This window comes from Proteiniphilum saccharofermentans, assembly GCF_900095135.1.
In the GTDB taxonomy this organism is placed as follows: Bacteria; Bacteroidota; Bacteroidia; order Bacteroidales; family Dysgonomonadaceae; genus Proteiniphilum; species Proteiniphilum saccharofermentans.
This window is the reverse complement of sequence record NZ_LT605205.1, coordinates 2391244-2414775: the sequence shown is the minus strand read 5'-3', so window position 1 is coordinate 2414775 and position 23532 is coordinate 2391244. Positions and strand designations below refer to the sequence as shown.

General features: G+C 44.2%; 16 protein-coding genes, 2 tRNA genes and 3 rRNA genes. 11 read left to right on the top strand and 10 right to left on the bottom strand.

Going from position 1 to position 23532, the window contains the following annotated elements:
- Positions 1-79: 79 nt before the first annotated feature.
- The 5 genes from PSM36_RS09495 to PSM36_RS09475 form a co-directional block, all read right to left on the bottom strand.
- On the bottom strand, positions 80-1009 hold the full coding sequence (locus tag PSM36_RS09495) for a TolB family protein (protein ID WP_076932161.1): 930 nt from the start codon (positions 1007-1009) through the stop codon (positions 80-82).
- 44 nt (positions 1010-1053) lie between these two features.
- Positions 1054-2019: a ferrochelatase gene (hemH, locus tag PSM36_RS09490; RefSeq protein ID WP_076930704.1), complete on the bottom strand. Its 966-nt coding sequence runs from the start codon at positions 2017-2019 to the stop codon at positions 1054-1056.
- 84 nt (positions 2020-2103) lie between these two features.
- The gene (locus PSM36_RS09485) at positions 2104-3126 is read right to left on the bottom strand and encodes a type I phosphomannose isomerase catalytic subunit (protein WP_076930703.1); all 1023 of its coding nucleotides are present in this window, start codon (positions 3124-3126) and stop codon (positions 2104-2106) included.
- A gap of 44 nt (positions 3127-3170) precedes the next feature.
- Complete coding sequence (locus tag PSM36_RS09480) at positions 3171-5180, bottom strand: alpha amylase C-terminal domain-containing protein (RefSeq protein ID WP_076930702.1); 2010 nt, start codon at positions 5178-5180, stop codon at positions 3171-3173.
- Positions 5181-5207: 27 nt separating this feature from the next.
- Positions 5208-5657, bottom strand: a complete 450-nt coding sequence (locus PSM36_RS09475; protein WP_076930701.1) for a YhcH/YjgK/YiaL family protein — start codon at positions 5655-5657, stop codon at positions 5208-5210.
- A gap of 153 nt (positions 5658-5810) precedes the next feature.
- Between PSM36_RS09475 and PSM36_RS09470 the strand changes: the two genes are divergently transcribed.
- From PSM36_RS09470 to PSM36_RS09435, 7 genes are all read left to right on the top strand, one after another.
- A complete protein-coding gene (locus tag PSM36_RS09470; RefSeq protein ID WP_076930700.1) occupies positions 5811-7253 on the top strand; it encodes a PDZ domain-containing protein in 1443 nt (480 codons plus the stop codon).
- 820 nt (positions 7254-8073) lie between these two features.
- Positions 8074-9604 (top strand): 16S ribosomal RNA (locus PSM36_RS09460).
- Between the two features lie 277 nt (positions 9605-9881).
- Positions 9882-9955 (top strand) — tRNA-Ile (locus PSM36_RS09455).
- Positions 9956-10120: 165 nt separating this feature from the next.
- Positions 10121-10194: transfer RNA gene (locus tag PSM36_RS09450), tRNA-Ala, on the top strand.
- A gap of 496 nt (positions 10195-10690) precedes the next feature.
- Positions 10691-13589: ribosomal RNA gene (locus tag PSM36_RS09445) — 23S ribosomal RNA — on the top strand.
- Positions 13590-13761: 172 nt separating this feature from the next.
- Positions 13762-13873 (top strand): 5S ribosomal RNA (gene rrf, locus PSM36_RS09440).
- Together the 16S, 23S and 5S rRNA genes with 2 tRNA genes alongside form the textbook arrangement of a ribosomal RNA operon.
- Before the next feature lie 418 nt (positions 13874-14291).
- Positions 14292-15455: an IS4 family transposase gene (locus PSM36_RS09435; RefSeq protein ID WP_076930699.1), complete on the top strand. Its 1164-nt coding sequence runs from the start codon at positions 14292-14294 to the stop codon at positions 15453-15455.
- A gap of 170 nt (positions 15456-15625) precedes the next feature.
- Here the strand turns inward: PSM36_RS09435 and PSM36_RS09430 are convergent, their stop codons facing one another.
- On the bottom strand, positions 15626-16606 hold the full coding sequence (locus PSM36_RS09430) for an IS30 family transposase (protein ID WP_076932160.1): 981 nt from the start codon (positions 16604-16606) through the stop codon (positions 15626-15628).
- 138 nt (positions 16607-16744) lie between these two features.
- On the opposite strand from PSM36_RS09430, the gene PSM36_RS09425 reads away from it, so the two are divergent.
- From PSM36_RS09425 to PSM36_RS09415, 3 genes are read left to right on the top strand one after another with little or no spacing between them, the layout of a single operon-like run.
- Positions 16745-17500 (top strand): hypothetical protein, encoded by a 756-nt coding sequence (locus PSM36_RS09425; protein ID WP_154670999.1) that lies wholly within the window; start codon positions 16745-16747, stop codon positions 17498-17500.
- Positions 17497-18123, top strand: coding sequence for a hypothetical protein (locus PSM36_RS09420; RefSeq protein WP_076930697.1), 627 nt, complete (start codon positions 17497-17499; stop codon positions 18121-18123). The genes PSM36_RS09425 and PSM36_RS09420 overlap by 4 nt, the downstream gene beginning before the upstream one ends.
- A gap of 10 nt (positions 18124-18133) precedes the next feature.
- Positions 18134-19237, top strand: coding sequence for a DUF7689 domain-containing protein (locus PSM36_RS09415; RefSeq protein WP_076930696.1), 1104 nt, complete (start codon positions 18134-18136; stop codon positions 19235-19237).
- Between the two features lie 222 nt (positions 19238-19459).
- Here the strand turns inward: PSM36_RS09415 and PSM36_RS09410 are convergent, their stop codons facing one another.
- The 4 genes from PSM36_RS09410 to PSM36_RS09395 all read right to left on the bottom strand — a co-directional run bounded on the left by PSM36_RS09410 (position 19460) and on the right by PSM36_RS09395 (position 21783).
- Positions 19460-19870, bottom strand: a complete 411-nt coding sequence (locus PSM36_RS09410) for an SH3 domain-containing protein (RefSeq protein WP_076930695.1) — start codon at positions 19868-19870, stop codon at positions 19460-19462.
- Between the two features lie 8 nt (positions 19871-19878).
- Complete coding sequence (locus PSM36_RS09405; protein ID WP_076930694.1) at positions 19879-20364, bottom strand: BON domain-containing protein; 486 nt, start codon at positions 20362-20364, stop codon at positions 19879-19881.
- 115 nt (positions 20365-20479) lie between these two features.
- Positions 20480-21433, bottom strand: coding sequence for a bifunctional methionine sulfoxide reductase B/A protein (locus tag PSM36_RS09400; protein WP_173823131.1), 954 nt, complete (start codon positions 21431-21433; stop codon positions 20480-20482).
- 23 nt (positions 21434-21456) lie between these two features.
- Positions 21457-21783 carry a hypothetical protein gene (locus PSM36_RS09395; RefSeq protein ID WP_076930693.1) on the bottom strand — a complete coding sequence of 109 codons (327 nt, stop codon included), beginning with the start codon at positions 21781-21783 and terminating at the stop codon, positions 21457-21459.
- A 155-nt stretch (positions 21784-21938) separates the two neighbouring features.
- Here PSM36_RS09395 and ahcY point away from each other — a divergent pair, with 155 nt between their 5' ends.
- The gene (gene ahcY / locus PSM36_RS09390) at positions 21939-23357 is read left to right on the top strand and encodes an adenosylhomocysteinase (RefSeq protein ID WP_076930692.1); all 1419 of its coding nucleotides are present in this window, start codon (positions 21939-21941) and stop codon (positions 23355-23357) included.
- Positions 23358-23532: the final 175 nt, after the last annotated feature.

Genomic DNA, 23532 nt, shown 5'->3' with positions numbered 1-23532 from the left:
TGAAATAGCACAATTGTGGTATTTTTTGGTAACAGCTCAGTTTTTCAAGGATTATATATGTTTTTTCAAGTAGAGTCGGTTACTCTGCCTTGCTATTATATCTCACAAAAGCAATCTGTTTGCCGTCAGGCGACCAACTGTGGACATTCAGGGTTCCTTGCCCGCCATAGAAAATAGGTGTCAGATCACGGCTTTCTCCGGTCTCTACGTCCAGTAATCTCAGTTTTACATCTTTTCCGAAAGGGTGTGCTCCCTTCTGATCTTCTATATATGCAATGTAAGCGACACTCTTGTTATCGGGTCCCGGATGTGGAAACCAGTTGTCGTAATCGTCGAACGTGAGTTGTGTCTGTTCACTTCCATCAGGCCTCATCCGGTAAATATGCATACGTCCGGTCCGATGGCTGTTGAAATAGATCCATTCACCGTCGTAACTATATTCGGGGCCGTCATCCAATCCATCGGCGTCTGTCAACCTGATCTCTTCACCGGTAATGACATGAGCCTTATACACGTCCCATTGACCGTCACGCATGGCGCAATAGGTCACCCATTGATTGTCGGGACTTATCCCGTGCCAGTAACTGGGATAATTGCTGGTGATAAGACGGGGTATGCCACCATTGGCCGCAAGGATGAAGATACGGGAATTACCTCCCGAAGAGGATACACGCGGATCATTGTGACTGATGATAAGCCATTTCCCGTCAAACGATAATCCGTGATCATTATTACAGTTATCGGCAAAACCGGTATCAATTATTCCCAAGTGCTTGCCTTTTACCGATATTTTCTCCAGTTTTCCTTTGGTATTGATAATCAAATGTTTTCCATCCCTCGACCAGTTGGGCGCTTCAAAATGCCGCTGTTCATGCAGGATGATTTTCTCTTTTCCGGTCTCTACATCCAACAACACAAGTTCACTACTGATAGGGGTGTTCTGGGCTGTTATTTCAGCCGTAATCAGGAATGTGAAGAAAATAAATGTGTGGAGGAGAAACGTCTTCATCTCTATGATTTTTAAGTTATTTTTTAGTTCCCAAATCCAAAATATCAGGTTCTCTCTAAAATTTTCCAGATAGCTTCCACCCATATGTCATTACTATTCAGCGCAGGAATAAAGGTGAATTTTTCACCACCCGCCTCCATAAATAGTTTGCGAGCTTCGATACCCACATCGTAAAGCGTTTCCAAATTATCGACCGGAAAGCCCGGAGCCACTACCGCCACTTTTTTCCATCCTAATTTGGGTAGATCACGGATATCTGTGTCAAGAAAGGGATTCAACCATTTTTTACCCCTTTGTGAAGAATAGAAAAGGAATGTATCATGCGGATCAATATCCAACTTTTCACAAAATAGCCTGTTGGTCTCTTTCAGTTGATAGACATAGTCGTATTCCTTTCCTTTTTTCCATCCTGCTTCCACCTGGGTCAGGGGAAGACTGTGATAGGAAAATATAAGTTTGTCAATATCGTCCAGATAGTTTTTCGCATAAGATGTGAGGGCATGGATATAAGCCGGATGATTGTAATAGGGCTCGGCAAACTTCAGTCTGAAAGAGTGGGGATGCCTGTAGAAGATATTTCCTATCATGTCCTTGGATGTCTGGGTGGTCGATTGCGCATAATGAGGATATAATGGAAAAACAATCACTTCATGTAGAAGCGGGCATTTCCTTTCTAATTCCCGGAAAGCAGATGCCACATCCGGTTTCCCGTACCGCATGGCAATCTCCACAGGGACGCCTTTCTGCTCTTCCAGTTTTTCCGCCAGTTTTCGCATATGATAAATCAGAGGGGAGACCGGTGTCTCTTCGTTATGCCAGATTAATTTGTATTTCTCAGAGACCCGCGATCCGCTACTTGGCGCGATTATATTTTTCGCAAGGAATTTTGACCACCATTCCGGTTTTCCCGTCAAAAGCGGATCCGAAAGCATTGCTGCAATAAATTCCTTTACATCGTTTGGATTTGTACTCGCAGGTGTCCCTACATTAATTAACAGTATACCTCTCATTTTCCGTTTCCGGTTTTATCTATTCTACATTCCACTTGAATTCTTCTCAGGCACCTAATCACTTAGGCACCTTCCCACCTTATCTTACCCTACATAGGTCTCCAGCAGTTTGGAAAACTCATCGGGTATAATCATCACCGACTTCGTATTTGCGGGAATAAGCATCGATTCGCCCTGACGAAGAGTTTCGCTGTTCCCCTTATCATCTTTTACGGTACAATGGCCGGCCATGCAGATATAAATCACGAAAGAATCGAGAGCGGTATAATCCCGATTCATTTGGCTATCCATTTCCAGAAGATGAGTAGTGAAATAGGGTGATATAACTAATTTTACAGGATGATTTATATTCTTTTCGTATTCTGTCTTATATGAATCGTATACTTTGAAATCGATCGCATCTTTTGCCAATTCGGTATGGAGTTCACGGCTGTTTCCAGCAGCATCTTTACGGTTATAGTCATAAATACGGTAGGTGATGTCGGAAGTCTGCTGTATTTCTGCAATAAAGCATCCGGTACCAATGGCGTGCACACGTCCTGCAGGAAGATAGAACACATCACCGGCTTTCACATCATACTTCATGAGTTTATCGGTGAAGGTGTTATTCTTTACAGTCTCGGGATACTCTTCGGGGGTAATGCTCTCTTTAAATCCGGAGTAGAGATATGCTCCCGGCGCCGCTTTGACAACATACCACATCTCGGTTTTTCCAAAGGAGTTATGACGTTTCTTTCCCAATTCATCATCAGGATGAACCTGGATGGAGAGGTCGTCACGGGCATCTATGAATTTAATGAGCAGGGGAAAGGTATTTCCGAATTTTTGATATACTTCTTTTCCGACCAGTTCCTCTCCTCGGCTGTGCAATAGTTCTTCCAGCAATGTGCCGGCTAAATAGCCGTTGGAAATACGGGAAATATTACCGCGTACGCCTGAAATTTCCCAACTCTCGCCGATACCTTCCTGAATAGGTTCTATGTTTTTAAAGCGACAGATATCTGAGCCACCCCAAATAACCGGTTTTAGGATCGGTTCGAATTTAAATGGATAGAGTGTACCCTCTTCAATAGTAGTATTCCCTGTTATGTTGTTATTATTAGACATATTGATTGTTAAATTGTTGAATTATTGATTGTTAAATCGTTATATTAGGAAATCCGTCTCATCACTATGGCAGTCCGGGCAGGCAGGTATAGACGAAGCCACCCTTTATTATCTTTCGCATAGAGTGGATCATACATTGTAAAATGATGAATAGTATCGTCGTTCAGCCCGAAACCCCCGAACTGTTGGTTATCAGTATCGAGTACAATCTCATATTCACCTGCCGGAACCAGGATGCCATAATCGCTGTATGATTTCTGTGGATTGAAATTATAGACAAATAGCAGCTCTTTCCGCATATATGCCAGTATATTGTCATCGTCTTTATCCCATATCTTTACCAGCGGAAGTGCCTGGAAATCGGGGATGGACTTGATGAGCCTTATCATCTCTTTATCGAAATCACCCAGATAATGATACTTCAGATTATGATCATCAGCCAGATTCCATTGCCGGCGGGCGTACTTGTAGGACCATTGATTCCCTTCCCGTGGAAAGTCGATCCATTCGGGATGTCCGAACTCATTTCCCATAAAGTTGAGGTAACCGCCATTGATAGTGGTTGCCGTTACCAGACGGATCATCTTATGTAATGCAATACCACGATCTACAGTATAAGAACTGCTCATCAGCTTCGACATAAACCAATACATATCGGCATCGATCAGCCTGAATATAATGGTCTTGTCTCCTACCAACGCTTGATCATGACTCTCGACGTATGAGATGGTCTTCTCATCGGCACGGCGGTTGGTCGTTTCCCACCAGATCGCACTGGGATGCCACTCCTCGTCTTTTTTCTCCTTGATCGTCTTGATCCAGAAATCTGGAATATTCATCGCCATACGGTAGTCGAACCCATATCCGCCCGACTCTATGTCCAACGCCAGGCCGGGCATACCGCTTACTTCCTCTGCAATAGTGATGGCATGGGGATTTACTTCGTGTATAAGCTGGTTGGCTAGTGTGAGATAACAGATTGCATCGGGATCCTGATGACCGTTATAGTAGTCACCATATGAACTGAAGCTTTCCTCCAGCCCGTGGCTGTAATAGAGCATTGACGTGACGCCATCGAACCGAAAACCGTCGAACCGGAACTCTTCCAGCCAATATTTACAGTTAGAGAGGAGAAAGTGTAACACTTCATCTTTTCCATAATCAAAACAAAGAGAATCCCATGCCTGATGAATCCGCCTGTTAGGATCATTAGGGAAATAGAGGTCATAACTTCCATCCATTCGTCCGATACCTTCTATTTCGTTTTTTACCGCGTGTGAATGGACGATATCCATGATGACGGCAATACCCATTTCGTGGGCAGTATCGATTAGTTGGCGTAGTTCATCGGGCGTACCGTTCCGGGAAGAAGGTGCGAAAAAACTGGATACGTGGTACCCGAATGATCCATAATAAGGATGTTCCTGGATAGCCATGATCTGGATGGCGTTGTATCCGTTCTCTTTTATCCTTGGTAATATATTTTCCCTGAACTCGTTATAGCTTCCCACTTTCTTTTCTGCCGTAGACATACCTATATGAGTTTCATAGATCAGAAGGGGAGAGCAGTCCGGTTTAAAACCGGTATATTTAAAGTTATACCGGTTTTCGGGTTCCCATACCTGTGCACTGAAAATCAGTGTCTGCTGATCCTGCACTACACGCCTGCTCCATGCCGGGATTCGTTCTCCGGAACCGCCTTCCCAACTTACATGCAGCTTATACAGATCTTCGTGGTGGATACGCCCGGACGGTATCTTTACCTCCCAGATGCCATTATCTATTCGTTTCAAACGGAATGATTCCTGTTTTTGCCAATCGTTGAAGGTTCCCACAAGGAAAATTTCGGTAGCATTTGGCGCCCATTCGCGAAATATCCATCCATCTTCGGTTTTGTGTAGCCCGAAATAGAGATAACCGCTCGCAAAATCAGACAAGGTGATGCGCCCTGCCTGTGTAAGGTCGGATAGGCGTTTCAAATAAAAATTATGGCGTCCTTCAATTGCATTCGCATAGGGATTGAGCCATGGATCATTTTTTATGATGTTAAGCATTGTTCGTATCAGATTAAAAGGGAACAGCTAAACCACCGCTACCTTTATGATAATTTTCTTGGTTTCCCCTTCGCCAATCAGAGGAGCATGCCCATCTTCCGGCGAAAAGATAATAAATTCACCAGGTATAATGGTGACAAATGTCGAAGGTTCATCGTCGAAAAATCCAATGTCATTGACGGGATCGTATCCTTCTTTCGGTTGTGACAGGGATGATAGGGATTTCCATCCGAATATTTCAGGTTTTGTAACCGGTATCTGTATATCGATAAACTTTTTATGTGTTTCAAGTTTGGCTTCCCCAGCCGGTTTCAACTTTGCCTCAGCGATAGTAACCTTCAACAGGTCTCCATCGATTTCGGTGGTTCCTGTCTCCACATTATTAATGTCCAAATTCCCAATAAATTCGAAAGCTTTCTTAAAAAGCGGATGCAAATTGTAATAGTTGGCTGCATTCGCGAGGTTGTCAACAATCATCGTTTCTTTTATTTAGTTATGATTCCAATAGGGCAAAGATAAGAAATTGTAAATATTTTCCTCCATTTTTGACAGTAAAAAAGCGTATACAAAATAAAATTGAGAAAAATGCCATATCTTTGTGACTTAAGTTTAACAAACAGTAATTTCATAATGAAACGAATTATTCCGGTTATCTTCTTGATCATTTCTGTTTTTACGGGACGATTATTTGCGCAAAATTCAGATATTACTTGTAGCCTCGGCTTTACATTTGAAATAAGCGATGACAAAAGTTGGGGATACAAAGAACCGGTCATTGTTGATATAACTCCCGGTTCCCCGGCCGAGAAAGCAGGACTAAAGCTGAATGATATCATTCTTTCAGTAAATCAGAACGGGACTTATCTTAAATCGTATCAGACTATCATGTCGTGGTTCAATCAGGATCCGCATACGATGCATCTTGGTATCCGTAATTTCAGACATGCTTTTAAAGAAATTACAATTGAAAAAGATTGCCGCCATGCCAATGCGATCAGTGAAGCGCAATTGGCTCCGGTATTTTCCTTTTACAGCCTTGAGGATGTGCAGGACAGGCGTTTTCTGATACCGGTAAAGACGACTGTCAACGAAAATGCACTCTTTCATAACTACCGTACATTTGCCTTTTCTCCCTCCGATGAGAATACAAGGCATCTCGATGAGCGGATCAATGCTATTTTTATTCGTGCTTTGGGCGATGTGGGATTACGATATGATCCGAGTGATCCCGATTTTATTATTCAGACATATTATAGTTATGAGAGTAATCCGATGTATAAGCCCGATTCACCTACTTATGGGAGTTATCAGCCTGTGTGGCGATTCGATACAAGGAGTAACAGGATGGTAAAATTACCTCTGTATAACCCCTCTGAAGCAGTTCGGGTAGATGATATTGCCTACAATCTTGAATTTGGATACCGCTTCTATGACAGAAAATTTCTGGAGGCAGGAGATCTGATGTTGATCTGGGAGAGTGAAGTCCGGGAACGTTTGAGTAGTCATTATGATCTGATTGATTATCTGGAGATGAATCTTCCGTTGTTATTGCAGAAGTTTCCGAATCCAGGCAATAAATCGTTTGGTACTTACCATGTGAGTTATCTGAAGTACAACTATACCGGTATTGGATATAATATGAATGACCTGAAAACGGTCGTATCGGTAGATCCGGGCTCTCCGGCTGCAAAAGCGGGTGTTTTACCGGGCGATGTAGTGGTTAATATTCAGGGACAGAATTTTGATCATACCTCTTCTCAAATGCTTACAGAGGGGTATCGCCGTTTTATAGCAGAGACGATGTCTCTAAGAGACAAGAATAGTCGTTATACTGATTCCAATGGTTTTAAAGATTGTATGTTTTGGGATGTTGCCCAATATAATGCCGTATCTGCAGCTATTGCCAATAACCGTCGTTATAAGTCGGCATTTTCATACCTGTTCAACTTTAATCAGTATATAGATTGGAGTACACCTGTATCCATTAATATAATAGTATTGAGGGACGGTAATGAGATGAACTTTGCAGTAACTCCTCAGATTACTATCAGCTCGCATATCCTGGCGTATTAATAGGTGGAAAGGTGCCTAGGTGTTTGGGGATATGAGTGGTTAGGTGGCCGGGTGGTTAAGTGCAGTGTTGGATTTGTTGAATTGTTGAACTGTTCAAAACTTCTAATCTGATCTTTTGAATCTGAAATGCCATCAGTATAGCAGAACCCTTATAATGGATTGTTCCTTAGTTGATTGTTTTTTTGCTCCCAAATCTAAAGTGATGCAGGGTGAAAAAATATTCAAAATAAGTGAGGAAATATTTGGAAGTTATTCTTAGGAATTACTATCTTTGTAGCCCTTTCGCTCAAAAAGCGGGGTCATTATAGAGATAATGAAACAAGCAGATTGAAATAAAGTAAGTGTAACGATTGGAAATCAGTTCCTTTGTTTCGGATGCAAAAAAAATATTGAAAAAACTTTCTCAAAAGTTTTGGAGATTAAAAATAAGTCTCTATCTTTGCACCCGCTTTCAGGAAATAAGTCCTGAGTCGAAAGCAAGGAAAAGCGATCTTTAGGTTATTTACATATACGTTTAAAAGAAGACAAAGCAGAGTATACAAGGGATCGCGGTATGTTTCCCGGGAGCCTCCCAGGTGGGGGCTTGAGGGGAATGGGCATGCCGGGGTCAAATTGGTACCCGTTCAATAAAGGGGTCCGTTGTCATCGGGAGAAGATGCACCGGCCCCATTCTACTAGGAAACTGAAAAATAAATCGTGAATTCGGGGGTCAAGGGAAAAACGAGGACTTTTCGTTCAAAGCAAAGGTTGTTTGTTTAGCTGTTTTGCGGTTATGCCGTAAAGCGGGGTGATTTCAAGGAAAAACCAAAAAAACAAATATACAACGAAGAGTTTGATCCTGGCTCAGGATGAACGCTAGCGATAGGCCTAACACATGCAAGTCGAGGGGCATCACATGAAGTAGCAATACGGATGGTGGCGACCGGCGCACGGGTGAGTAACACGTATGCAACCTGCCTTCAACAAGGGGATAACCCGTTGAAAGACGGACTAATACCCTATAACACAGGGGTCCCGCATGGGAATATTTGTTAAAGGACAACCGGTTGAAGATGGGCATGCGTTCCATTAGCTAGTTGGCGGGGTAACGGCCCACCAAGGCAACGATGGATAGGGGAACTGAGAGGTTTATCCCCCACACTGGTACTGAGACACGGACCAGACTCCTACGGGAGGCAGCAGTGAGGAATATTGGTCAATGGGCGCAAGCCTGAACCAGCCACGTCGCGTGAAGGAAGACGGCCCTACGGGTTGTAAACTTCTTTTGCAAGGGAATAAAGTGGGCCACGTGTGGCCTTTTGCAAGTACCTTGCGAATAAGGATCGGCTAACTCCGTGCCAGCAGCCGCGGTAATACGGAGGATCCGAGCGTTATCCGGATTTATTGGGTTTAAAGGGTGCTCAGGCGGGACATTAAGTCGGCGGTGAAATTTTGCGGCTCAACCGTAAAAGTGCCTTCGAAACTGGTATCCTTGAGTGTGGATGAGGTAGGCGGAATTTGTGGTGTAGCGGTGAAATGCATAGATATCACGAGGAACTCCGATTGCGCAGGCAGCTTACTAAGCCATAACTGACGCTCAAGCACGAAGGCGTGGGGATCAAACAGGATTAGATACCCTGGTAGTCCACGCAGTAAACGATGATTACTGGCTGTTTGCGATATAATGTAAGCGGCTGAGCGAAAGCGTTAAGTAATCCACCTGGGGAGTACGTTCGCAAGAATGAAACTCAAAGGAATTGACGGGGGCCCGCACAAGCGGAGGAACATGTGGTTTAATTCGATGATACGCGAGGAACCTTACCCGGGCTTGAAATGCGTCTGACAGTCGGAGAGATCCGATCTCCCTTCGGGGCAGACGTGTAGGTGCTGCATGGTTGTCGTCAGCTCGTGCCGTGAGGTGTCGGCTTAAGTGCCATAACGAGCGCAACCCTCATCGTTAGTTGCCATCAGGTAGTGCTGGGGACTCTAACGAGACTGCCATCGTAAGATGCGAGGAAGGTGGGGATGACGTCAAATCAGCACGGCCCTTACGTCCGGGGCGACACACGTGTTACAATGGGTGGTACAAAGGGCAGCTACATGGCGACATGATGCCAATCCCCAAAACCACTCTCAGTTCGGATCGGAGTCTGCAACTCGACTCCGTGAAGCTGGATTCGCTAGTAATCGCGCATCAGCCACGGCGCGGTGAATACGTTCCCGGGCCTTGTACACACCGCCCGTCAAGCCATGGAAGCTGGGGGTGCCTGAAGTCCGTAACCGACAAGGAGCGGCCTAGGGTAAAACCGGTGACTGGGGCTAAGTCGTAACAAGGTAGCCGTACCGGAAGGTGCGGCTGGAACACCTCCTTTCTGGAGAGATGGCCCTTGTAAGGCTAAACGGTCAAGACAACCGGCAAAGAAAAGCTTCGCATTGCCCGGAGCTTCCGGTTCACGGTTATTTTTTTCTGAAAAAAAAGGAATGATACAGGGTACCAATAAAATGGATACATGAGCTTTGCAATAGAAACGTATGTGCTAAATAAAACATGACATAATCCACTATAAGGGAAGACATCCCCCCGTTGTAGACGATAAGAACGTATGTAACGAGGCAATAGAGAAGAGGGATGCCGACACGAAACCAGCCAGTCCTATAGCTCAGTTGGTTAGAGCGCTACACTGATAATGTAGAGGTCGGCAGTTCAACTCTGCCTGGGACTACGAATTGGAATTACCAATTACCAATGGCCAATTACCAATAATTAGTAATTGGAAATTAGTAATTAGTAATTAAAAAAACGGGGAATTAGCCCAGCTGGCTAGAGCATTCCGACTTTGGTCGGAAGGGCCAACGGGGCAACCGTAATACCCCGATACAATGAAAAGGGGGAATTAGCTCAGCTGGCTAGAGCATCTGCCTTGCACGCAGAGGGTCAACGGTTCGAATCCGTTATTCTCCACCGGTCCGGTTTGAAAAAGAGCCGGGGGACGGTTTGAGAAAGGCAGTGGGTGATAAGAAAGCGGAGGGCAGGCGAGCCGGAAGCGAGAAACGGCAGAAATATTGAAGTTTGACAGTCCGGAAGGGGACACGGATAAGTTAATAATGAATAATGAAGAATTGCATTCTTGACTATTAATTCTTAACTATTAATTCTTAATTATTAATTATTAATTCAAAAAGGGCGGTTCGACCCCGCGTCAGACAACTATCGATTGCCCGGGTATCCGCGAGGAGCGAAGGGGGGAACAATTGAAAAAGAGATCTTTGACATGGTGAAATAAAACAAGAGCAAAAAACAAAATGAAAAGAGTTCATTGAAATGTGGCATTACCGCCAAGGCAAGTGCAAATTTGCCCCCGATGGCAAAAAGGTAATCCATAAAAAATCAAAGACGCTAAAGTATATTTATCATACCCGGCTGTATCATCGCAAGATGGTGCACACCGGACGGCGAAATAAAAGTGAATAAGGGCACATGGGGGATGCCTGGGCTCTGGAAGGCGATGAAGGACGTGATAAGCTGCGAAAAGCCGCGGGGATTGGCAAATACGAATCGATCCGCGGATATCCGAATGGGGCAACCCGGTACGCGAAGAGCGTACCATTCCACTGTATTGTGGAAGGCGAACGTGGGGAACTGAAACATCTAAGTACCCATAGGAGAAGAAAACAAAAGTGATTCCCGGAGTAGTGGCGAGCGAAACGGGAGCAGCCCAAACCGTACCTGTCTCGGCAGGTACGGGGTTGTAGGACCGGGACATGGCAAGACATCAAGGAAGTGGAACCATCTGGAAAGTTGGATCAAAGAGGGTGAAAATCCCGTACACGTATCCCTGACGAAGCCTACCGGTATCCTGAGTAGCGCGGGACACGAGTAATCCTGCGTGAAACCGGCGGGACCATCCGCCAAGGCTAAATACTCTCCGGAGACCGATAGTGAACCAGTACCGTGAGGGAAAGGTGAAAAGAACCTCGAACAGAGGAGTGAAATAGACCCTGAAACCATGTGCCTGCAAGCGGTCGGAGTCCCGATTCATCGGGATGACGGCGTGCCTTTTGCATAATGAACCTACGAGTTACTCTTGCCGGCAAGGTTAAATACAAGGATGTATGCAGCCGCAGCGAAAGCGAGTCTTCACAGGGCGTGGAGTCGGCAGGAGTAGACGCGAAACCAAGTGATCTACCCTTGGGCAGGTTGAAGTATTGGTAACACAATATGGAGGACCGCACCGGTAAACGTTGAAAAGTTTTCGGATGACCTGAGGGTAGGGGTGAAAGGCTAATCAAACTTGGAGATAGCTCGTACTCCCCGAAATGCATTTAGGTGCAGCCTCGGACTACGAACTTATATGAGGTAGAGCTACTGATTGGATGCGAGGGCTTCGCCGCCTATCAAGTCCAGCCAAACTCCGAATGCGTATAAGTGATACCCGGGAGTGAGGGCGCGGGTGCTAAGGTCCGTGTCCGAGAGAGGAACAACTCAGACCATCAGCTAAGGTCCCGAAATATATGCTCAGTTGCATTTAACGAAGTCCTGCCGCAGCGACAGCTAGGATGTTGGCTTGGAAGCAGCCATTCATTTAAAGAGTGCGTAACAGCTCACTAGTCGAGTGGCGGGGCGTGGATAATAATCGGGCATAAGCATATTACCGAAGCTATGGAACCATATTCTGGTTGGTAGGGGAGCATTCCATCACGGCGTCGAAGGCGCACCGCAAGGTGTTCTGGAGCGGATGGAAAAGCAAATGTAGGTATAAGTAACGACAAAGGGGGAGAGAAACCCCCTCGCCGAAAAACCAAGGTTTCCTGATCAACGCTAATCGGATCAGGGTTAGTCGATCCTAAGGATAAGCCTAGAGGCGATTCCGATGGAAGAAACGGTTAATATTCCGTTACTGTCATGATAAGCTACGCGGGGACGCAGGAGTGACACCACTGCCCACTGACGGAATAGTGGGTTGAAGGGGGTAGGCGTCGAGAGGGGTAGGCAAATCCGCCCCTCGAGCCGAACCTGAAAGTATGGCAAGCCTTCGGGTGAGCCAATAACGTGGGTAAGCAGACTGCCAAGAAAAACCGCTACGCGCCAATTATCATGGCAATCGTACCGCAAACCGACACAGGTGGTTGGGTTGAGAATACTAAGGCGCTCGAGTGATTCACGGTTAAGGAACTAGGCAAAATAGTCCTGTAACTTCGGGAGAAAGGACGCCAGCAGCGATGTTGGCCGCAGAGAAATGGAGAAGGCGACTGTTTAACAAAAACACATGGCTATGCAAAGTCGAAAGACGCGGTATATAGCCTGACACCTGCCCGGTGCTGGAAGGTTAAGAGGAGATGTCATCGCAAGAGAAGCATTGAATTGAAGCCCCAGTAAACGGCGGCCGTAACTATAACGGTCCTAAGGTAGCGAAATTCCTTGTCGGGTAAGTTCCGACCTGCACGAATGGTGTAACGATCTTCTCACTGTCTCGACCGTGAGCTCGGTGAAATTGTAGTATCGGTGAAGATGCCGATTACCCGCGATGGGACGAAAAGACCCCGTGAACCTTTACTATAGCTTTACATTGATGTTGGGCATCCGATGTGTAGGATAGGCCGGAGGCTATGAAGCAGGTACGCCAGTATTTGTGGAGCCGTCGTTGAAATACGGCCCTTCGGGTGTTTGACCTCTAACTCCTTTACAAGGAGGACACTGTATGGTGGGTAGTTTGACTGGGGTGGTCGCCTCCAAAAAAGTAACGGAGGCTTCTAAAGGTGCGCTCGAGACGATTGGTAACCGTCTTTTTGAGTGTAATGGCATAAGCGCGCTTGACTGGGAGACCTACAAGTCGATCAGGTAGGAAACTAGAGCATAGTGATCCGGTGGTTTCAGTATGGAATGGCCATCGCTCAAAGGATAAAAGGTACTCCGGGGATAACAGGCTGATCATTCCCAAGAGCTCATATCGACGGAATGGTTTGGCACCTCGATGTCGGCTCGTCACATCCTGGGGCTGGAGAAGGTCCCAAGGGTTGGGCTGTTCGCCCATTAAAGTGGCACGCGAGCTGGGTTCAGAACGTCGTGAGACAGTTCGGTCTCTATCTATCGTGGGCGTTAGAGATTTGCGAGGCCCCGACACTAGTACGAGAGGACCGTGTTGGACAGACCTCTGGTTTACCGGTTGTTCCGCCAGGAGCACTGCCGGGTAGCTAAGTCTGGGCAGGGATAAGCGCTGAAAGCATCTAAGCGCGAAGCCTACCTCAAGATTAGATCTCTTTTAAGGGTGGTTGCAGACTACGACCTTGATAGGCTGCAGGTGTAAAGGCGGTAACGCAAGTAGCCGAGCAGTACTAATTGCCCGTAAGCTTTGTTTTGTCAGGTCCCTGCAGGGTTTGATAAATAGCATTTGGAGCGTCCGGAAGGATTTGAAGGTGATCTTGGATATTTTTGGATAATTGCTCTTGTTTTTCGTCATGTCAATTTTATGAATTAAGGGTTAAGGGTGAAGAATTTCATTATTCACTATTCATTATTAACTTACAATATTAAGGTGGTTATAGCGTTGGGGATCCACCTCTTCCCATTCCGAACAGAGAAGTTAAGCCCAATGGCGCCGATGGTACTGCATGATTTGTGGGAGAGTAGGTAGCCGCCATCCTTTACACATGAGCCCCCGGAGTTGATGCTTCGGGGGCTTTTTTTATACCCTTGTGCCAACCGTGCGCTCCCTTGCCATATTATGAAATCCTGGACCGTCTAAGGGAAAATGGGCTGAACGATACGGCAAATTATTTGCATTCCCTTCTTTGGGTAGGACAGATGTGGCCGGAAGAAATCGAAAAAATTTAACCATACCCCGTGCAACGTTTTTAGTTTTTTTGCATCTTATAAATAAAGAGGTGTGTTTTTTATTGTTTGTCTTGATTGACAGGTGATTATTTATTACCTTTACTCATTGCTGTCCCATTAAAATCACAAATTGCTCTTTGAAATATTTGAAATATAGTTAGTTAGGCATATTTTTCGAGCGCGACGATTTCAATTTATAACTTTGCAGTTAATAACAACAGGCTGCGATGAATAAAGAGAAATATGTGTTTGCTCAATTAATTTCATTTTTGAATGAAGATAAGTTTAGGCGTATAGTTAGCAAGTATCAGGGGAACCGCTATGTAAAGCATTTCACCTGCTGGAATCAACTGCTTGCTTTGATGTTTGGCCAACTCGCTAATCGTGAAAGCCTGAGAGATTTGATAGTTGCCCTTGATGCGCATCACTCCAAATGCTATCACCTAGGAATGGGCAAGAATGTGTCAAAATCATCTTTGGCAAGAGCCAATCAAGATAGGGATTATCACATTTTTGAAGAGTATGCCTACTTCCTGGTAAGTGAAGCCCGACAAAAACGAAAATCAGACATCTTCAAACTTGGCGGAAATATCTATGCTTTCGATTCAACAACGATCGATTTATGCCTTGCAGTCTTCTGGTGGGCAAAATTTCGTAAGAAGAAAGGGGGCATCAAGATACATACGCTATATGATGTGGAAACACAGATACCAACATTCTTCCATATTACCGAAGCTTCCGTACACGACTCAAAGGCAATGAAAGAGATTCCTTATGAACCTGGCTCCTATTACATATTTGACCGCGCATACAACAATTTTAAGATGTTGTATAGGATTCATCAAATAGAAGCATACTTTGTTGTCAGGGCAAAGAAGAATCTTCAATACAAATCCATTAGATGGAAACGCAGGTTGCCTGAGAATGTCCTTTCGGATACGATTATCGAATTGACCGGCTTTTATCCCAAGCAATATTATCCCAGGCAACTTCGCCTGGTCAGATATTGGGATGAAGAGCAAGAACGTGAATTTGTATTCTTAACCAATGCAATGCATATTTCGGCTCTTCAAGTCGCCGAACTTTACAGGAATCGTTGGCAAGTGGAACTTTTCTTCAAATGGTTAAAGCAACACCTCAAAATCAAAAAGTTTTGGGGAACAACAGAGAATGCGGTAAGAATACAAATCTATGCCGCCATGTGTACTTATTGTTTAGTTGCGATTGTTCAACATGATATGCAACTTGATAGAAGCACATATGAAGTTCTCCAAATTTTAAGCATTTCACTGACGGATAGAACTCATCTAAAAGACCTCTTTAACAAAACTATTTTTCAATATGACAAAGAACGATGTGACCTCAATGGGCCAAGTTTATTTGATTTTTAATAACGTCCCAATTTTAATGGGACACTAATGACCTTTACTGTAAAATTAACCGAAAATGAAACCAGATATTCCGCCAGGCTGTAGATGCCGCTTGTAAGCATGCTTTGCAGGCGGTAAAGAGTTTTTTGAATTATCATTAACTTAAAATCAAACAAATGAAAACCGTAGATTCAACTCGCAAATGCAATTTTATTTTCCAAAGATGCAAAAAATAATTGAGCCGGTGTTTTATAGTTCAATTTTTTTCTTGGTCTTCGGTTTAATTTGTATTGTATCTCCTTCACTTTTTCACTATTAACATCATTAAAGTCAGTTCCTTTCGGGATGTATTGGCGTACGAGTTTATTGGTGTATTCGTTCAATCCTCTTTCCCAGGAACTGTATGGATTGGCAAAGTAAAAATCAATATCCAAAGCGCTTGCAATGGCTTTGTGTTCTGCAAACTCCTTGCCGTTATCGGATGTTATGGTGTGAATCTTTCCTTTATAAGGCATTAACAGACGGATGACAGTCTCCTTTACTGCCTCGGCATTCTTCCCCTTTTCCAATTTTTCCATTAGCACAAACGCCTTGGTTCGCTCCACGATGGTTAAGATGGCACCCTTGCCGTCTTTGCCGATTACGGTATCGATTTCCAAATCTCCAAATCGTTTTTTCTGGTCTACGATTGCCGGTCGGTGTTCAATCCCCACCCTGTCTTTAATGTGTACCCGGGTATCCGATACCGGGCGTCTTCTGTGCTTGAGCTTGTGGCGTAAGAAAGTGTATAAATCTCCTCCTTGCGCCTTGTCTTTGCGAATGTGCTGATAAATCCTTTCCACGCTTACCATCTCAATGCCGTTGACTTTGCAATAGCCGTTAATCTGTTCGGGAGACCACTGTTCTTCCCGTAGTTTTTTGTCAATGAACCGCTGCATGGATGAACTGAAGCTACGCTTGCGCTTGAAGCGTTCCTTGCGTTCATCGGCAAGCATTTGAGCGCGAGCCGCAGAATACTTCCCACGCTTGGCTTTATTGCGGGACAACTCCCGACTTATGGTTGATTCCGATACTCCTACAATCCCTGCAATCTGTTTTTGTGTACTTCCCCTTTGAAGTAGAGCTGATATTTGGTATCTTCGCTCTACGGTCAATTGTTTAAATTTTTTCATAATACAACTATTATAAACATTTTGGCCAACTTTCCCAAGGGAACGCGTTCCCTTGGGAATCTTTTTGACCATTAATAAATGATATTTAGTTGCATTTACTAATTGAATTTACGAACAAAAATAATTTTATTTCTTTTCATGATCTCCTTATTCATGTTGATAGTAGGGATTGGATGCGAAGATGCCAAATTGAAGCTTCCTTCAGAAGAGCAGCCGAGTCAACAGGTGACGACTCGACAGGCCGGAGCAGCGATTTGGGATTTTCCCGTGAAACCGGGAACTGAAGAATGGAAGAGTCTTGAGACGATTGAGCAACAATACGAGGCATATAATATTCCGGAAAGTTTGATAAAAGAAATTTCCACTGATGATCTGGTTAAAATATGCTTGGATTATCCGGAGTGGGGATTGATTTATGCCTTTAATGATCCTCAAACCGGGTTTGCCCATGTATTGGATCTCTTTAATGGTTTTGAAGAGCTCTTTTCAAGAAAAGATGCGGCGAAAGAGTTGATAAAGGTATATTTGGAGATGAATCCTCTTGACGTTAGCCGGCTAAGTACAGATTTAGACAAGGGGTTATTCAGTTTTCAATTTACCCGTATCGAGATGTTGATGGCGACGAATCCTATTGTCTCTTTATTGGGTGATGAAGACGAGCGTCTTTTGCTGCGGGAAGGCATTACAAAATATAGAAGCAAGGAACAGTTTCCCGATGTCTATTCTTTATGGTCTTTATCACCTGTAGCTCATTTATGCCTATCCATTTTAGAAAGTGATGGTAGAGTTTCAGAAGATATTGGCCGGAGAAGTCTAAAAAGAAGAGCCTTATATCATGATAAATCAGTGCTGGATGAAATTATTGTTGAATCTGAAAACTTTTTGAAACAATGAAGAAGTTACATTACATTTACACAGTTATTTTTATGTTCCTTTTTGTAGGTTGTGAAATGGACTCGGAGGATCTGCCGACTTGCCATAACGATCAGTTGCTGTTTGATTTTACGACTGAATTGTCAACTTATTTAGATGATCATTTCTCTTTTATGTGCGAGAATATTCCTTTAACGCAACGATGTTACCGGGATGATTTTATCAAACTGGAGTTGGAAGAAAAAATAGCTTACTATGAACCGATAGGCAATGGAGGCTATCAACCCAGTTATATGTCATATCCGGATTATACCGATGAAGAAATTAGCGCAATCGAATATGTCTTTTCCTTGCATTCGGAGTTGGATAAGATGGACTCCCGTTTGCGAAGGGACTTGCTGTCTATGGCAGTTGGTAAGCACAGGAAAAAATTTGGTCAGGAATATACTGCTCCTGTAAATGCCCGAAAATCAGGCATAGTATTGATCTTATCCATCCTGCAATATGAAAATGCATCTGAAGTGCTGGATAGAATATGCGGTTATTGCACCAAATATAATTTGATTGATCCCTTCGAATTAACTCATAATGAAGAATTCAATCAATTCCTTATAAAGGAAGTATCAAGCTATTTATCGAAATAAAGAGAATAATATGAGAAGACTTATTTACATAATTATAATACACCTGATTAGCATAGGTGTGTTTGCTCAAACCTATACACCATTCGGGACTCCGATTGATGGGTTCTATAGAGGGGAAGGGAGCAGTTCTGATTTAGCGCTTTGGGAACATGAAGCAGATGCATGGGTGAACGCCCATGGCAATGGACAAGTGATAAAGACAGGAAACGCTACGGCAACATATAATTGTCATTCCTTTGCATGGAACATGTCGGAAGGAGGCAATACTATGTGGATAAATATGTTCACGATACTTGACGGACTCATCTTTAATGAAAAAGATCCAAATACAACCCTTCCCGGCCCCACCAATATAACCAGATACTGGACAGATGGGAGTTATATAGAAGTTCCGGAATATCAGGCTACGAAGGTATGGTTTGGCTCTTGTTGGACATGGAGCCATACTCTTAAAAAATGGGTAAATCAATGTGACCATTCTGCCATTAGGTTACCTTCCGGCTTATATGAGTCGAAATGGGGACCGTGGGGCCGGTATATACACCCACGCGATAAATGTCCATACAATTTAAGCAGCAGGAGATATTTTAAAGTCAATCTCCCTATCTCCGGTCCCCCGGCACCCTGTAATGAAGGTTCTTATACTATTGGAAATTTTAATAGGCTTCCGTCGGGATTTACGGTGCAGTGGGGTACAAATAACAGTAATCTGACATTGGTTTCGGGTCAGGGTACTGATATCGCTGTCTATAGAAAAGTAAGGAACGGAGCGGATATGATTGAATGCAAAATCGTGTACAGCAACCGCACTATTAATTTAAACCCCTTGAATGTATATTTTGGGGCACCAGCAATACAATGGATTGCAGGGCCGCAAAGCCCTCCGAATGGACAGGAAGCAGGATATGAAGCTATTCTTCCTCATGGAGCACCAATCCCGACAAACTACGAGTGGATACTCAATCCCCAGGGTCGGAATTCGGTTTATCCTTCAGGTCGTTTTGTATATATTGCTTTTTATGATGCCGGAACATACCAACTTGTATGCAGAGCTACCAATAACTGTGGAGTGGGAGATTATAGTGTTATAACGTTGAATGTCACTAATAACTAAATAAAAATTCTGTCCATCTGTTTATATAGCAGGTAGTTCTCCGGAGGAGACAACTTACATTTTGTTTGAGTGATTTCTCAAATGCTAACCAGTGGGGTAAGAATAAGTGGTGCCAACAAGACTCTTTCCTTTAGGGATATTCACCCAAAACCGGTCAAAAAAGAGGCCGTCTCTCTGAAGTTAACTTCAATTTGAGACGGCCTCCGGTTTTTGTCTTTATCATTACTGTACCGGCTCAAGGTATTGCGAGTAGCAATAACCCTCTTCACCGTCGTTATCACGCACCAACCACCATTGGTCGTTCGCTTTACTGATAAGTGTGATAATAGCTCCCTTTTCGGCTTTTCCCACGATAGGCTGATCCGTTCCGGGTCCTTTGCGGATGTTCAGACGGCTCTCCTGGGTTATGACCCTTACTTTGCCGCCGTCACTAATGGCAGTCTTTACATTCAATACCAGATCGTTACTCTTGAAGTGGGGGTCGATCCGTTTATAGATTTCCCACAATTTGTCTTTCACATCGGCGCTGGGGACAGTACCTTCCACTTTCAGCACATTTCCCGATTCGCTAACCAAAAGATTATTCGATCTGGCCAGATCAACCAACTCTTTGTACTTGTCTGTTAAAGCCATTGTGTACACTATTTAACGGTTAAGTTATTTACTACCTGTACCGGGCTCAGTGCATTCACCTTTTCTATCAGCACCTGCAGATCGCTTTCCCTGATTTCACCGTTTAGCGTAATGACACCGTCTTGTACGGTAGCAGTTACAGTGCCATGGTCTTTAAGCGCATCGGGGAGCGCTGCATTGATAGCGGCATCAAGTTCACTATAATCAGGTGCCGGCGGAACTACTTCCAATTGATTGACAACCGACGTCACGTTCTGTGCACCTGCTACCACACTTTCGGCATAAGCTTTGGCCGCGTCATCGCTCACAGTTCCGGTCAGCGTGGCAACTTTATTTTGCACTGTTACCGTGACACCTGCCAGTTCGGGATTTGCATCGAGCAACTCTTGTGCTGCGGATTGAATGTCCGCATCCTTTACCTGATTACATGATGTTACACCCACTCCAAGTGCAAGGATGAGTGTCACTACGGATAATAAACGTAATGCTTTCATAATTTTTCTTTTTTAATTAGACATTTCTATTTAAACGACAATAATAAAACGTATGAAAGTTTGGATTGTTTTCAAATCTTCCGGTTTTTTATCGTTAGAAAAGCATCCGTTTTTGTCAGAAGATTTTAGTATACTTATGACAGTAGGGCAGGGTACCTTTGTATTCGTAATACTGTTGATGGTAGTCCTCGGCTCTCCAGAAAGTGGAAGCCGGTTTCAGCATGGTGGCCACCCGGTATCCCTTCTCTGTCAATATATCAATATACTTTTGCGCGATCTCTTTTTCGCCGGGATCTGAATAGAAAATGCATGAGAGATATTGTGGTCCTATGTCCGGTCCCTGTCCGTTGGTCTGCGTGAAGTCATGTGTTTCAAAAAAGAGCTTCACCATCTCTTCATAGGACGTCTCAGCAGGATCGAAAATCACTTCAGTCGTCTCCAGATGCCCGGTATTCTTCTGACACACCTGCTGATAAGTGGGGTTTTCCACATGACCACCCATAAATCCTACAGCCGTCTGCTTCACTCCCGCCGCTTTCATAAAAAAATATTCCGTTCCCCAGAAGCATCCCGAGGCGAAATAAGCAGTAGTGAGGCCTTCCTTTTGCGCAGGGACAAATTTCAGCGAGATGGAGTTCACACAGTGGCGTGTCTGCCTGGGAGTGAATCCTTCACCCAGGAAGACGTGTCCCAGGTGTGCTCCACAACTGTTACAGATAATCTCTGTGCGGCGTCCGTCGGCATCGCGTATACGTTTTACAGCACCCTCTATCTCATCATCGAAAGAAGGCCATCCGCAATCCGACTCGAATTTATCTTCCGAATGGTAGAGTGGGGCGTCACATCGCTTACAATAATATGTCCCTGCCACTTTATTATTCAAATATTCACCCGTAAAAGGACGTTCCGTACCCTTGTGGATGATCACTCTCTCTTCTTCGTGAGTCAGTGTATTATAGTCCATAATCTCATTTTTGTTTTTTGTAATAGCCGATTCTTTTTGTTTACCCTGTCCGCATGCAGTGACAAGAATGAGGGTAAACAGAAACAGCAGGTATGTTCTCCTCATTGTTCTAATTACTCCTTGATTTTTTAAAGATATTTTATAAAAGCATACCGCCTCCTTTGTTTCAGGTAGAGTGGGTCGGTGTCATTATCATATGCTTCACGCTCGAAACAGATATTCCTGTATGCTGTGTATCTGTCTTTATAGCGAATCCATCTGAGGATCCATTCCATTACATACCAGATATAAAATCCGATCACCAGCAGTTCTACCATCTGCCGGGTATGTACGGATTCATGCGTGAGAATGCACTCATCCAATCCCGGTTCTTCTTTTCTCGCAAAGACAACCCCGAAAAGGTTGATCGCCCTGAATCCCTTTACCGGTAAGAAGTTGGAATAGATAACCTTCATGCATTCATTTCAAATTAAAGAAAATCGATAATTATCACTATTTCCCGAGAGATCGGGATCAATTCTCATCCTTTCATTCTCCCAAAGGTAGAAACATTTCATAAATTTCGTAACTTTGCAGACTTAAAAATCGATAAATCAAAATAGAATACAAAATGGATATGAATTTCTCACCGGATCTTCCATATAAGGTAGCAGATATTTCGCTGGCCGATTTTGGAAGGAAAGAAATAGAGATAGCCGAGCATGAAATGCCCGGTTTAATGGCGATACGGAAGAAATATGCTTCCGAGAAACCATTGAAAGGTGCACGTGTAATGGGGTCGTTGCATATGACCATCCAGACGGCCGTATTGATAGAGACGCTGGTGGAACTAGGTGCAGATGTACGTTGGGCCAGTTGTAATATTTTTTCCACACAGGATCATGCTGCTGCGGCCATTGCTGCTGCAGGTATTCCCGTATTTGCATGGAAAGGAGAGACGTTGGAAGAGTACTGGTGGTGTACCGAGATGGCCTTGCGTTTTCCCGAAGGGAGAGGTCCCAATCTGATCGTCGATGATGGTGGTGATGCATCGTTACTGGTACATATGGGATATCAGGCTGAAAACGATTCGTCTGTTATCGACAGAAAGGGGGCTAATCGTGAAGAACAGGCTATCCTTGATACATTGCACCGTATATTGAAAGAAGACGGCCAGCGTTGGCATAAAACAATCGCCGGGATGAAAGGAATCTCTGAAGAGACTACCACAGGTGTGCATCGTTTGTATCAGATGATGGAGAGAGGCGAATTATTGGTGCCTGCTATCAACGTGAACGACTCGGTAACCAAATCGAAGTTTGATAACCTCTATGGTTGTCGGGAATCATTGGCAGACGGTATTAAACGTGCTACTGACGTGATGATTGCTGGCAAGGTGGTAGTCGTATTGGGATATGGTGATGTTGGTAAGGGTTGTGCCCATTCGATGCGTAGTTACGGAGCACGAGTGATCGTTACCGAGATCGATCCTATTTGTGCGTTACAGGCAGCCATGGAAGGATTTGAGGTTACCACAATGGAGGAAGCAGTAAAAGAAGGCAATATCTTTGTAACGACTACCGGAAACCGTGATGTGGTCACCATCGAACATATGCAACAGATGAAAGACCAGGCGATCGTGTGCAATATCGGCCATTTCGACAATGAAATACAGGTTGACCGCCTGGTGAATTTCCCCGGAATTGAGCACCTGAATATCAAGCCGCAGGTAGATAAGTACACTTTCCCTGGAGGTAATTCGATATTTTTGCTGGCTGAAGGCCGTCTGGTGAATCTGGGCTGTGCTACCGGTCACCCCTCATTCGTGATGAGTAATTCGTTCACTAATCAAACGCTGGCGCAGATCGACCTCTGGAAGAATAATTATGAGGTAGGTGTCTACCGTTTACCAAAACATCTGGATGAAGAAGTGGCCAGGCTGCATCTTGATAGGATTGGTGTCAAACTGACGACCCTTACGCAGAAACAGGCTGATTATATCGGTGTGCCGGTAGAAGGGCCGTTTAAACCGGAACACTATCGGTATTGAAAAGTGGGAAAGTGGGAAAGTGGGAAAGTGGGAAGGTGATTTCCCAATTTCCAAATACTACCTCCGGATCGAACGTGAAAATAAAAAAACTTTGCTAAGAAACCGTTTCGATCCTAGTGATTTAGCTGAAACAGGAGAAAAAATCCGGTTTTTTATGGCTTTTAGGGTTGCATAA